General features: G+C 57.0%; 11 protein-coding genes. 7 read left to right on the forward strand and 4 right to left on the reverse strand.

The features are described 5' to 3' along the window. Nucleotides 1–4 precede the first annotated feature (4 nt). Nucleotides 5–193 carry a hypothetical protein gene (locus tag ACZCWR_RS25700; protein WP_488876523.1) on the forward strand — a complete coding sequence of 63 codons (189 nt, stop codon included), beginning with the start codon at nt 5–7 and terminating at the stop codon, nt 191–193. Between the two features lie 29 nt (nt 194–222). After that, a complete protein-coding gene (lpxO, locus tag ACZCWR_RS25705) occupies nt 223–1,125 on the forward strand; it encodes a lipid A hydroxylase LpxO (protein ID WP_487305844.1) in 903 nt (300 codons plus the stop codon). Between the two features lie 285 nt (nt 1,126–1,410). Here lpxO and ACZCWR_RS25710 read toward each other — a convergent pair whose 3' ends face one another. Continuing rightward, entirely contained in the window at nt 1,411–1,779 is a 369-nt protein-coding gene (locus tag ACZCWR_RS25710) for a nuclear transport factor 2 family protein (RefSeq protein WP_487305845.1), read from the reverse strand. A gap of 394 nt (nt 1,780–2,173) precedes the next feature. On the opposite strand from ACZCWR_RS25710, the gene bla reads away from it, so the two are divergent. Together bla and ACZCWR_RS25720 are read left to right on the forward strand one after the other, a co-directional pair. After that, nucleotides 2,174–3,046 (forward strand): class A beta-lactamase, encoded by an 873-nt coding sequence (gene bla, locus ACZCWR_RS25715; protein ID WP_487305846.1) that lies wholly within the window; start codon nt 2,174–2,176, stop codon nt 3,044–3,046. A 244-nt stretch (nt 3,047–3,290) separates the two neighbouring features. After that, nucleotides 3,291–3,458, forward strand: a complete 168-nt coding sequence (locus tag ACZCWR_RS25720) for a hypothetical protein (RefSeq protein ID WP_487305847.1) — start codon at nt 3,291–3,293, stop codon at nt 3,456–3,458. A 213-nt stretch (nt 3,459–3,671) separates the two neighbouring features. Here ACZCWR_RS25720 and dapA read toward each other — a convergent pair whose 3' ends face one another. Then, nucleotides 3,672–4,538: a 4-hydroxy-tetrahydrodipicolinate synthase gene (gene dapA, locus ACZCWR_RS25725; protein WP_487306148.1), complete on the reverse strand. Its 867-nt coding sequence runs from the start codon at nt 4,536–4,538 to the stop codon at nt 3,672–3,674. A gap of 2,313 nt (nt 4,539–6,851) precedes the next feature. Here dapA and ACZCWR_RS25730 point away from each other — a divergent pair. Next, the gene (locus ACZCWR_RS25730) at nt 6,852–7,676 is read left to right on the forward strand and encodes a TniQ family protein (RefSeq protein WP_487305848.1); all 825 of its coding nucleotides are present in this window, start codon (nt 6,852–6,854) and stop codon (nt 7,674–7,676) included. 1,606 nt (nt 7,677–9,282) lie between these two features. On the opposite strand, the gene ACZCWR_RS25735 is transcribed toward ACZCWR_RS25730, so the two are convergent. Both ACZCWR_RS25735 and ACZCWR_RS25740 read right to left on the reverse strand, forming a co-directional pair. Continuing rightward, nucleotides 9,283–9,561 (reverse strand): BPSL0761 family protein, encoded by a 279-nt coding sequence (locus tag ACZCWR_RS25735; protein ID WP_487305849.1) that lies wholly within the window; start codon nt 9,559–9,561, stop codon nt 9,283–9,285. Nucleotides 9,562–10,071: 510 nt separating this feature from the next. Beyond that, complete coding sequence (locus ACZCWR_RS25740) at nt 10,072–10,611, reverse strand: DUF6471 domain-containing protein (protein WP_487305850.1); 540 nt, start codon at nt 10,609–10,611, stop codon at nt 10,072–10,074. A gap of 154 nt (nt 10,612–10,765) precedes the next feature. On the opposite strand from ACZCWR_RS25740, the gene ACZCWR_RS25745 reads away from it, so the two are divergent. Both ACZCWR_RS25745 and ACZCWR_RS25750 read left to right on the forward strand, forming a co-directional pair. Continuing rightward, nucleotides 10,766–11,269 (forward strand): HAD domain-containing protein, encoded by a 504-nt coding sequence (locus tag ACZCWR_RS25745; RefSeq protein ID WP_487305851.1) that lies wholly within the window; start codon nt 10,766–10,768, stop codon nt 11,267–11,269. A gap of 335 nt (nt 11,270–11,604) precedes the next feature. Continuing rightward, nucleotides 11,605–12,456: a TnsA endonuclease C-terminal domain-containing protein gene (locus ACZCWR_RS25750; RefSeq protein WP_487305852.1), complete on the forward strand. Its 852-nt coding sequence runs from the start codon at nt 11,605–11,607 to the stop codon at nt 12,454–12,456. Nucleotides 12,457–12,468: the final 12 nt, after the last annotated feature.

A 12,468-nucleotide genomic window follows, 5' to 3' on the forward strand; every position in this document is an offset into this window, starting at 1 on the left:
AATCATGGAGTCCGTGCTGGATGCGGGCTGGAACGTCCCAATGGTCATCAGCACCCACAGCTTCGGCAGAGTTTTCACGTGCGCCTACGTCTTGATCTGGTTAGGACGCGCAAATCCTGCCCAGGAAATTGCCCCGCCGTCGTCCAAGCAGGCATCCGCCATTGGTTCGTATAATTTCGAAACGCTGTGCTAAGCGAGAGACGAGCTGCGAAGGGAGAAACCATGCGGTGGGTGATGTTGTCGATCTTTATCGCTTGCGCTGCCTACACTCACTGGCGCGGTAGGGTTCGGCACGGATTCTTCCGCCAGCTTTCCGACCATTCGACTTTCATGTCGCCGCTGAACGGTTTTGTCTACCTGTTCTCGCGCGTGCCGTCGACACCATTCCTCGAGCCTTCTCTTTTTCCCGAACTCGCGCAGATCAAGGCGCACTGGGAAACCATCCGCGCCGAGGCCATCGCACTTCACGAAGCCAGCAAGATTCAGGCGGCCGGCGCGTACAACGACATCGGCTTCAACTCATTCTTCCGGCGCGGCTGGCGGCGCTTTTACCTGAAATGGTATGACCGCCCTCATCCGTCCGCCGTCGCACAGTGTCCGAACACGGTCTCCATTCTGCAAAAGGTTCCGACGGTAAAGGCGGCGATGTTCGCCATGCTGCCGCCCGGCGGCGTGCTTACGCTGCACCGCGATCCATACGCAGGATCGCTGCGCTATCACCTTGGACTCGTGACGCCTAACGACGACAGCTGCGCGATCATCGTCGACGGCCAGCGCTATTCATGGCGCGACGGCGAGGAAGTCGTTTTCGACGAAACCTATCTGCATTGGGCCGAAAACAAAACAGAGAAGGACCGCATCATCCTATTCTGCGACATCGAGCGGCCGATGAAATACCGATGGGCGCAGGCGTTCAACCACGTGGTAGGCGGCTTCCTGATGCGCGCGGCGACCTCGCCGAACGAGACTGGTGATCGTACCGGCGGTCTGAATCGCGCGTTCAAATATCTGTATTCGATCCGGATCGTCGGCAAGCGTCTGAAGGCGTGGAACCGGATCGTGTACTACATCGTAAAGTGGCTGCTATTCGGCGGAATAGCAATTGCGATTTTCTGGCGCTACTGAGGCCAGCCAAAGGCAACCAGGCGCAGACCAGGCGGTGCCGTAACGCGGCGAACATCGTTCGATAAGCGGAATTTTCAGTGGAGCGGCAATTGAAATGGCGCCACGTCGCTCGACGAACTCCTGCCCCGAATCACTGCATCAGCACCGCCGTCCCTGCGCGCCCCGTCTGCTCCTGATTGCGCTTCGTCGTTTGGCTGCTTTGCGACCTCCTTTGATTCCGCGACGCCCCAACTGACTGGGTAAACACCTACGCCGCCAACCACCATCGAGGTCATGACTGCTCCCTCAGAGACCCCGGTCCTCTCGCAAGACAATTTCGCCCGTGCGAGGATTTGTTAAGTTGACATTTTCGAGCGCCTTGATTCGCCACTCCCATGGCTGCCGCGTCAGCACTGCGAGCATTGGCGTGTCGACGGCGTGCGGGCACAATAGATGAGTCGCACCAACCGTGAGGCGGCTCCAGAAGTGTATGACCGCAGCATCGTCGTTGATCGCGACCACGTCGATTTGTTCGTTCTTCAACGTCGAGTCGCTATAGATGCTTGCATGGATCGGCGCATGCAAGTTGATGATCGCCCCGACGCCGCGCACGTAATGGCCAAACCTGCTCACGAAGGTTGCGTGGACATGGAACAGCGCCCCAAACGACTCCATGTCGTGACTGTTCCAAGCGTTCTCGAATGCGAGAAGCGCGTCTTCGGGTCATCTTATATGAGCGATCTAGATTCTCACAACCGTCCATGCAATTAGGCGGATGACAGGAATGAAGGCTGTTGGCCGGACCCGGCTTTGCAGCGTCATATTCCGCCAGCCCGTGCAACCGTCGTCATCTTCACTTTCGTTGGCACATAAGTAGGGCCCTTCCAGTTTATTTGTCGCGCGGCCGCGATGGCCAGACGACCTTACTGACCAAGCTCAATAAAATCAACCTGATGGCTTTCGTTTATCCTAGCGTCGCACACGGTTTGTCTCATCCGACGACTGCTACTTATGCGCAAACCAGCTTGACGCTCACCAACGATCCCCACTCGTATAACTGGACCTAACCGTGACTCACTCGATCACGCGTCGCAAACTGTTGATTGGTTTGCCACTGCTCGTCGGCACTGGCGTCGTCCCCGTGCTGCATGCGGCCGAATCCCCATTCGCGGAGATCGAGCGCAGGCGTGGCGGACGCCTCGGCGTATTCGCCGTAGACACCGGTTCTGGACGCACGCTGAGCCACCGCGCCGACGAACGTTTTCTAATGTGCAGCACGTTCAAAGGACTGCTCGCGGCGCAGACACTGGCACGCGTCGACAGCGGCGCCGAGCATCTCGACCGTCTCGTGCATTACACGGAGAAGGACCTTATCTTCACGTCGCCGGTGACCAAGGCTAGTGTCGCGCGCGGCGCGCTGTCGATCGACGCCCTCTGCCGGGCGGTCTTAGTGGAAAGCGACAATACGGCCGCGGTACTCCTGATGCGCAGTGCCGGCGGCCCCGCGGCGCTGACCGGGTTCGTTCGCGAACTTGGCGATAGGTTCACGCGCTCGGACCGCTACGAGCCCGAATCAAACCGTTGTCGCGGCATGCTTGACACTACGACACCGAAGGCAATCGCCACCACCGCGCAGCGCCTTCTGCTCGGCGACGTCCTAAGCGCCGGTTCGCGCGCGCTACTGGAGCGCGGCATGTCCGACTGCAAGCCGGGCCTCAACCAGATTCGCGCGGTGTTGCCGACTGGCTGGCAGGCCTCCGACCGGCCTGGAACCAGTGTCGAGGGAGAGACCAACGACTACGCACTTGTTCGTCCACCGGCACGAGCGCCCTTGCTCGTTGCCGTTTACTACGATGCGCCGAGCGTCAGCATGGACACGCGTGAGGCCGTTTTGCGCGAGGCAGGGTCGGTCTTCGTACAGTGGACCCTGAACGCAGCATGAACCACACAAGTTGATGAAACCGGAGGATTGGTTTCGTGCGGGGAATATCGATTCTTCCTGTGCTGTTCCGCCACTTTAATATGGCTTACTGGCTCGACGACGCGGCTCTGTCGCGCGTGTACTGATGGGACGCGCGCGCCTTCGCCCGAAAGGCAACTACAGGGTAACGGAGTTATTTGTGATTTCGAGCTATTTGATCACGACGAACACAATGGGTCACTAGTTCGGCCATATTGCTGTGCGAATGTTCTACGGCTTGCCTTTCGCCCGCATCCTGCCCTGCCTTTCGCTATTGCTGGCCATGATCAACGCATTGGCTCTGGCCGGCATCACCATCTTTCAGTATCGAGCAAGCGAAATTCGCGTGCCTTTGGAACGGGCACCGTCAGCACGCAAATGTCGCGGCGCGTAACCTATTTCCAAGACGTTTTCCGGGTCGTAGCGGTAAGAGTTAGGCCTCTCGCGATGCACTTCTCGGCGCGCTGGTAAGCCGGCACGTCGCGCGACATAGCGGACCTCGGCATAGGTCTGCCGACCGAGACTATCCAATCCGTACTTCCGGTTGTGGATAGCCTCGATGAGGTCAATCGAAGCTTACACGTCAATTAGGTTCCGCACGAAAGTGCTAGTACCCTAGTGCAGCAGGGCTATGGATAGCCGAAAGCTGAGCAGCGACTTCAGCGCTTGCACGCGTCATCGGCATGCGCAGTTCGTCGCATATAAGCCCTTGTGTGGCAAGCGCCGCCTTGATCGGCGCCGGGTTCGGCTCAGCGAACGCCGCCTGGATCAGCGGCAGAAGTTCGAAAAAGGTTCGCCGCCCGTCGGCAAGTCGATCATCGTTCAACTCGTTAAACATCTTGACGAATCGTTCAGGCCACAGATGCGCGGAAGCAGCAATGGCCCCGGCTCCGCCAAGGCATATGGTGTTGTACATCGCGACGTCCTCGCCTGCGAGCACTTGCAGACGGCCATCGCGGATCAACGCAAGGGTCGTGTCAAGCGATCCTGAGCAGTCTTTAATCGCCTGGATGCGTGGATGTGCGGCCAGTCTCAGCAGCGTTTCAAGCTCGAGCCGCACGCCGGTTCGGTATGGGATGTCGTACAGCACGATGGGCTTTTCACTTGCATCGGCAAGTGCAGTAAAGTGGCCTACGATGCCGGCCTGCGATGGGCGAATGTAATACGGCGCTGCGACCAGTATGCCCGCGACTTGCATCTGGTTGATTTCCGAGATTCGCTCGCGCATTGTCGCTGTGTGATTTCCTGACACGCCAACGATGACTGGCAAGACAGGCGCATCTGATAAGCCGTTAGCGGCGTCAAGTATCGTCAGCAGCACAGCGTCTTGCTCGGCAGCGTCGAGCGCAGCCGGCTCGCCGGTTGTTCCTAACGCGACAATTCCCGCAATGCCCAAGCCAGCGTACCGACGGACTAGAGCGCGCAGCGCAGGGTGATCGACTGCGCCGTCTCGGAATGGCGTAATCAGCGGAATCTAGATACCTGAAAAATCAAACATCGCTTACCTCGTGAACGACCGTTTAAATCCGTTCAGTGGTACGAGGGAGGTTTGAGTACAGGCCGCGCGATGCGTCTGACCGCTGCTCCGTCGCACATCTGATGACGGAACAGCATGCTCCGGTCAGATGAGCAACTGTTTTTTTGCTTTGGCGCAGACTTGGAAACAGCCGACGCAGTGGCGAATTTGCGACGCGCCCACGCGCGGCCTCACTACGCTTGAGAAAGCGTGTCTAGTGGCAGCTTGAATACAAAGCGTGGGTAGAAAGCGGGAGCACATGATGGCGATTTTAAACAGAGGCGGCGCTGCAGTCAAATCGACCATGTTCGCCACCATGACGGATAGAACGCAAATGCCGAGACGTTCTATGTATGAGATGGAGGCCAATCACGCGTGTTCGTGTCCTGCTGACCGTCGCCTACCGGCGAATAACAAGAAAGGAGACCAGCGAAATGCTCCCATAGCATCCGCGGCGAACACCAGGCGAACGCCAGCTTCGCTGCCGGCAACATCTGCCTGCATAAGCCTTGGGTTCTGAAACGCGGCGCCGGACGCGCGCAGCTCGCGATCGAAGTGGCGGCCAAGAAGTTGGGCAACTTCGGCCCATCGCACCTATCTTTGGCTCTGACTAGATCATGGTGCTTAAGTCGTGTTCGGTATGACCGGCGCTGTGGCGACCACCGACTCGATTGACGTGAGCTCGGTGACCCGAGGCTTAGCCGGAGCCTCAGGCGCCACCGCGACATCCACCTCTTTGAAGGCCGTGGCGAGCAGCGTTGACCGAAGTTACTTCGGAGCACTGTGAGGCACCGTCAGCCATAGCCGCTCACGCGCTATCAATGCCAGCGCCGGCTCGAGAAACGAGAGTACCTTGGGCGGCCCTCAATATCACGCGTATGATGGTTGTTTCGTTGTTGGGTGGCTCTCGAGCGCATAAACAACCCGTTTGCAGACTCGAGGTCTTTCACGTCGCGGACGGCGATATCGCATCTGGCGGCCTTCTTCAAAATGCGGAATGCGACAATGTCCTTCTCTACGCAAATCGATTCTTTGCTGTTCCAGCGAGGCGTAACATTAGAGGAAGTCAGCAAGCGCACGGGCATTGCCCCGTCTGAGTTGAACTCGGCTTTGGCGGGATCAAACGAAACCCTCGCAACGATGTTGGACGCGCTTGCGGAGAGCATACAAGCGGAGTGGATCCTTGTGCCAAAGGAGCATTCCCGCGAAGTCCACCGTCTCATCGAGAGTAAAGGTGGTGCGCCGGACTTCTCCGCGCTTAGTGCGGCGGAACTTTTCCTCAGGTCAATCTCAGACAGAGACCACTCATAACCGTGCACTTTCTTAGGTTCTCTGACTGCCTAAGTCATGCGGCCTGATTCGCATCGAGACTTTTTTGCCCTTGCAGGACACAGGTGGGAGAACTGAACGCCCACGTTGCAAGTCAGCTTCGAGGCAAGCGCAGACCTGGAAACGACCGGACAAGGTCGTCGCTATCGAGCGTTGAGCTATGCCTGCCGTCCAGGCAAGCGGTATCCATTGTTAAAAACAACTTATTTGGATTATTTAAGAGACTATTGGTTTTCTGGGCAGAGCTCCCCCTAGGACCTTGGTCCTATCGAGAGCACTACCTAGAAAGCGTTGGTTTGAACTGCCGAGCCAACCTCTCGCCTAGGTCAACGGCCAGCGCACGGCCGTTTCGCGGTCAGACTGTCCGAGGCCATGCGCGCCCCGCCGTTCCCCTTCTAACCTTTGCCCCAGGGTGCACCATGAACGCCCGCTCGGTGCGATTCGCTGGTCGCGGTGTATTTAGCCCCCTCCTCCAGCAACGAACATAGGGAAGTCGTTTTATACCTTCCACAGCCACTACGCGAAATGCGATAGTTCGACAGTGTTTTCGTGAAACTCCTTTGACGCGGCCCAGTATCTCAAGCGAGGCAGTGCACTGGACCACTTCATCGATATCGCATCTCAATCGATGCATATGCTCGAACGACGCAGTGATGCTTCGTCAGCGCCAGTGACGAGTGTTTCAGACACTGAAGAACTTGCACACTTACTAAAACGCCTAAAATGAAGCGGAATCTACCCTGTACTGCGCTAGTGCAGCAGGCGTTAATAGTTAAAGGTCAGTCGAGAACTATCGACCACTACGTCGCTGGTTTGCTGCGAGGTTGGCGGCCCTCAATTTACTTCTCCCGTAAAACACCTAACGACGGTGCTTCGATGCTTCTGCCTCGACCGTATCCAGACGAACTGATCGGAAGCATACTGATACGGTCTTCACGCAGAATGGGTATCTCGGTGGGACGATTGACTCAAGTGGCAGGCCTCACGCCCCCGGCAAAACCTTCATTCGCTGCTCCTGGCCACCTAGCGCGGCTAGGGGAGCTAGCAGGCGTGGTAGGCGATACGCTTCTCATGGAGCATACCCTTTTCCCTTTCGTCGCTCTTACCTGTGATACTGGCGAGGTCGAGCGGCTTAAAGCCGTTGCTCTCCGAGGCGATTGGGTGCGCGGCCTCGCTGCGTACCGCGCCCAGTTGCCTCGGCAACCTGGGCACGTCTCGAATTTACGCTTCTGCATTGCTTGCGCGGCTCGCGAGGCTGCTGAATTGGGCGAGACTTACTGGCACCGTTCTCACAACATACCTGGCGTTCTCACCTGTCCCGAACATCTATCCAGGCTTATGACAACGTCCACGTTTTTGCTATCCAGCATCGACAATAAGTCGAACGTTCTGCCGGACGTCACGCAAGGTGTGAGAATCGAGCACTATCCGCCCCGTCTCCTGCTGCGAGAACTTTCAAAAGCGGCTGTCGACGCAATCGCGCGCAGCTCCAGCTCTTGGGTCGACTGTGGCCACCAGTACGCGGCAGCATTAAAGTCCCGCGGGTATGAAGACGTCGATCGCCGCGACGTTCAACTTCAGTTGATGCGTGACTGCGAGGCAACCTACGGAAAAGCTCTTCTTGAGCGGCTTGAGCTCCCCTTATCGACTCCCCTGGCCAAAAACTGGGTGTTAAAGCTGATTCGCGGCAAGCCGCTACGTAGACAGGCTGTGTTGGCACATATCCTATTGCGCAACTTTCTTAAAATCAACTGGCGCTCAGGGTGATCTCCTACCAACAGGCACATTCACTCATCGCAGACCCTGGCACTACCGCCGCTTGTTATCCGTCTTGCCTAACGCCTCTTCAGTGCGTTCACAATCGTGCCGACAATCTCTACGATGTCAAGACCACTGCGCTCTAGCGGTATATTTCGTAGGAGATTCCGCTGCCCGGGTAGCTGAATTAGAGCGCGACTATTGCTACCATCGACTGTTACCTCTAGCCGAGCGTCGATCGTGCTGCTTGGGGAACCCGCAACTTGACGAACAACAAACGCCGTCGCTTCGCTCACGAGAGGATAGAGCCCATCCGGTGCAATGTATCCGCCCGCCTGCATTGCTCCTTCCATCCGTTTCCACACGTCGCGTCTTGGATCCACTTCGTCAATGGCAACATAGATTGGTGGCAACGAGCTGGGTAGCGCAAGATGATGTCCAATGAAAATCTTGACGGATGTGCGAGACCATTCTGCGGCCCACGCGCCGGCAGCTTCACGCACCAAACTGAATTGTTTCCTTGATCGAAGCATCTCCACCGGCGAGAATCCCCCTAGCCCAGCGTGGCCGGCGACAAGAAAGACTAGTCTTGAGGCCGCCGGGGCTGGGACCAGAATTCGACAAAGCGACTGTAGCCGGCGCCTGTCGAGTGAAGAGTCCGCTAGGACCGAGGGAAAGCGGTCGTCACCCTTCACTTCTAACGCAAACAAGCTTCCTTTTGCGACTAGAGCGTCCAGCCATTGCCCAGTGATACCGAGTCGCTCACAAAAAGCTTTGCGTGAAAGAAGGTTCACGCAATCGGACGCCAGAGGTTCCAAGTCGGACCGGCTCACCGGGAAGACGGTCGACCTTTCTCGGCTCTCCCTTGAGCTGCTTGTTCGTGCCTCAAGATGGGCGACGTAAACAATTTGCTCGATGCGTTCGATTACCGCGTCAGGCAACTGCGAATAGCGGCTTCGAACTTTCGGCGGAAGTCTAAGGTTGTTGTCGAGAATTTCACGCACGATCGAAGCCCCGACGGACTGCGGAATGTCGAACTCAAGATCAACTCGTCTCATGGCGAGAGACCAAAGCCGCTCATCCATGTTTGTTTCGTATCTCCTCGAGCAGGCTAACCATGGCTTCACGATAGCCCGTGTCGTACCTATTGGCGAAATAAGCAACAAGAATGGCCCACTGCCGCGGCGAGCATCCGACCGCTATTCACCGAAGGTAGCAACCAGAACCCGCCGAGCTACCGTCACAATGTCATCGCCAATCACGTAAAACCTACCCTCGACAGAACGCTTCGATTGTCGGGTAGATACAACTGCACAAGCGGGTTGTGGATCGCATGAGACATCGATGTGCACCATGCTGAGCACTCTCTCGCCGGCGGGCGCAGTCTCATTTACCTCATGCACGAATATCGCGAAGCGAGTCGAAACAGGATAGGGCCCACGCGGAAAACGTTGCTCAAAGGCATTGATGGCACGTTGCCCAAGCGACCCTCCTTCTTCCTGCGATACGCCCTCGCAAACCAGCGTTAGATTTGGGCCGTGGCCGTCGCCAAGGTATATCGCTATGGTTGTGGTCGATGAGGAAGCGTACGGGTCGGCCCCGCAGCCCTCGCTCATTAACTAGTTTCCCCTTTGGTCGGCGTGATGTTACGCGGTGCGCCGAGCTTGCCAGCTAGGCGCATCGCTTGTACCTGTCCGTCCGGTGGACGCGACCAAATCTCTGGAGCAGTGGATGCCGACGCGGCTAGTTCACACTCAGAGGGGAAGTGTTTGAGTAGAAGCAAAGCGTAGGTCGCCACCAATCCTGGAATCGTGACTTCGCCGCCGCTCGCCAATGTCTCCAAGAAATCGCGTGTTTTCAATACAGCGTGCGTCCGTTCATATGGAGTAGTCATACCCTAACTCCGGTTTGTACATATGCGTAACGTCAATGGATTCTGCAATGTTGTTTTTCGTGCACCAAACCGTCCATATGTACTGCGCGATCCCGGCGCAGTCGCTATCACCGACTAAGCGGTAGCACCGACCAGAAAAGGTGCGTCCGGCACCAGTCCGCGAATCGAATGCCTCGATTGCCGAGCTAACGCGACCGTCTTTCGTAGCAAGGTTCCGACCGACGAAATGGAAAGTACCATCAGGTACTATCGCCATGACTTGCCATTGGATGAGACAAATTTCTGGCTCAACTGAAACAGGGGAAACGCCGCAAGCCGGCATCAAAGTCTCCAGCAACGCAAGCTTCTATCGGGTTCTATCGGATCGAGAGGCTACGAACGAAGCCTTCGCGACGTCACGAGCTGATCTAATTTTGCTTTTGGCTCGTGATTCCGCGTGTAATTCTACACGCGCCTTAAATATAGTCGAACTACCTGCGTTCGTAAAGGGAGACCTGGCCTAGCCTAGCCCTAGGCACACTGCTTCCCCGCGAGCGCCGCCCCGTTGAGTGCCGAGATATCCAAAAACAGGTGAACGCCGTCAAAGCGACACACAGCAGCACATTGGAAAAATAGTGTCGCGGGGAATGAGCCGTCATCCACCTGAGCGCACAGGACATCCGGCTGGAGATCGACGCCAATTTCGTCGAGACGGCGCGCGAGTTGGTGCCAATCGAGCCAAGGTTGCTGTGCAAGTGCGTCTTTTAAAACGGAACGAGCATGCTCCTCCCACGTCCCGTCGCTCCGAAGAATGCTTGCCCAGCTAGGCGGAATGTCAACTCGAGACGCGGAAAGCGCTTGAAGAAAGAAGGAAAAGCGAAAGGTTCCTCGTTGTATTTTTCCTTCGACCGATCGCGCCGACTCGGCAACGCCCAGATGAGTCAGTTCCGTCGCGAGCTGCGCGTAGCTCACATCTTGCCTCGCGAGCGCGACGCGAACGGCACGTGACACCAGCTTGGCCCACGCTGCGTCTATTTTCTCCACATTTCTCGTTTGTTTTTGGGTCAACATGTACTATCGTGGTGTGTAGAAACGCACGCGCGCTCTCTGTAAAAGTCAAATACCTGTAGGAGAGAATCGGCTTTCGCGTCTCTTGCATGTGTCGGCCCTCCGGCCGCCGCAGAGATCGCGCGTCGCCTTGCAATGAACCTGAGCGCTGTTTCTCATGGGCTCCATCCTTTACCTTGGTGTGGAAGGCATATTCTTCACATACCGCCCCGGTGCAACCTCTAAAAAACAATCTTCTGCGTTCGCACCGAAGAACTTCGAACTGCTGCATGGCATTGTCGATATCCTTCAAGCCCTACCCGATGCCGATGTCGTTTTGAACTCGTGGGCAGTAGCTGACGTCGGCTTTCGTACAGTGCTCAGCATGCTGCCACCCGAGCTAGCTACAAGAACAATCGGCGCCACACTACCCGGCAACCGCAAGCATCGAAACCCAAACGACAAACGACGCCGTGTCGACATTCTCCGAGCCGATATCAATCGGCGCCAGCCCGATCGTCTAGCAATTGTGGACGCCTTTGCGCGTGCGGTGCCGTTCGAATACGTCTCACAGGCGGTGATACTAGACCCCGCCCACTCAACCTCAGTGAGCGACGTCACCACCAAGCTTGCGCTTTTACTTAAAGCTCACTCGGCTAACCATGCAGCGCCCGAGACCTGAGCAGTAAGCTACTGATCATCCCATATCCGGCGCCAGCTCGCGATCTGGCCCTAAAACGGTCACTGCGTTCTTGCCATGGTCGCCTTCGGCTCTCCCCGCTTGTTGATTTTAGCTGACAGCGGGAGCTACGGAGTTTGTCCTATTCGGATCGCCGGGCTATGCGTGTTTCGTAAAGCTGCTCGGTCTCACCGGGACACGGAACCAACGTGCCGTCTAAAGCCCATGATCCGTTTCGCACGAATCTAAAGCGCGTGGCTCGGCCATTGCCATAAAAACACGGCGCTATATGCCTCAGGAATGCAGGTTTTCGCGTTCCATCTATTCAAGGAGAAGGCATGCCGCGAGGAATCAAAACCTGGACCGAAGAACTTGTCGCACGTCGCATCCGTGAAGGATTTGGTGACGGCGAGGGAGCGAACTACAAACCATGGGTCAGCACGGCCGACTTCTCATCGCTGGGGCGTACCCATCGCGCCTACAGCCAGCGATTTGGCAGAACCATCGAGATGGTGTCCGACGTCGAGTGGAACGCATTTGTCCTGCTCGAGTTCTCGAAGAACGTCACGGCGGTCTATGAGGGATTTCCTCTGCCGCGAGAGACAACGCTGGAGATCGCCGCTGCGCTTGGGATCAAGCACCCCTACTACCCCGGCACATCTGTGCCGACAGTGATGACTGTAGATTTCCTGGCAACGATCGAGGACCAGAGTGGCCCTCGCCTTGCGGCCATTGACTGCAAGCGCACAGAAGACGCAGAGAATGAGCGCGCCGTGGAGAAGTTGCAAATCTCGCACGCGTATTTCGCAGGGTGCGACGTCCAGCACCATCTGGTGTTTCACTCGTCCCTTCCGATGCAGAAAGTGCGCAATATCGAGTGGGCACGGGGCGCCATCTGGAAACCCGGTCAAACGTCCCCGTCGCTCGAGCAGCTGCAAGAGCTGTGCAACCTCATGTTGCATGAATTCTCACAGTCATCGCGCCTCGACTCGCTAGCCGACTACTGCAATGACTTTGACCGCCGCCATGGAATTACGCCCGGCCTAGGCCTTCGAACTGCCCGCATCCTTCTATGGGAGCAGAGCCTGAGCTGTGACCTGAATGTTCCTCACCTTGACCAGGCGCCTGTCAGCAGCTTCGCTGTCTTTGACGGCGACTGGCCTTCGCTCAATCGCGCTTCGAACGCCTGATTAAACCTTACC

Source organism: Caballeronia sp. A2-2 (assembly GCF_057612605.2).

Excerpts from the sequence above, each read along its gene's own strand:
- ACZCWR_RS25740 (WP_487305850.1), bottom strand. The coding sequence starts at position 10,611 with ATGTTGACCCAAAAACAAACGAGAAATGTGGAGAAAATAGACGCAGCG.
- ACZCWR_RS25745 (WP_487305851.1), top strand. The coding sequence starts at position 10,766 with ATGGGCTCCATCCTTTACCTTGGTGTGGAAGGCATATTCTTCACATAC.
- ACZCWR_RS25750 (WP_487305852.1), top strand. The coding sequence starts at position 11,605 with ATGCCGCGAGGAATCAAAACCTGGACCGAAGAACTTGTCGCACGTCGC.
- ACZCWR_RS25700 (WP_488876523.1), top strand. The coding sequence starts at position 5 with ATGGAGTCCGTGCTGGATGCGGGCTGGAACGTCCCAATGGTCATCAGC.
- ACZCWR_RS25735 (WP_487305849.1), bottom strand. The coding sequence starts at position 9,561 with ATGACTACTCCATATGAACGGACGCACGCTGTATTGAAAACACGCGAT.
- ACZCWR_RS25720 (WP_487305847.1), top strand. The coding sequence starts at position 3,291 with ATGTTCTACGGCTTGCCTTTCGCCCGCATCCTGCCCTGCCTTTCGCTA.
- ACZCWR_RS25710 (WP_487305845.1), bottom strand. The coding sequence starts at position 1,779 with ATGGAGTCGTTTGGGGCGCTGTTCCATGTCCACGCAACCTTCGTGAGC.
- lpxO (WP_487305844.1), top strand. The coding sequence starts at position 223 with ATGCGGTGGGTGATGTTGTCGATCTTTATCGCTTGCGCTGCCTACACT.
- ACZCWR_RS25730 (WP_487305848.1), top strand. The coding sequence starts at position 6,852 with ATGGGTATCTCGGTGGGACGATTGACTCAAGTGGCAGGCCTCACGCCC.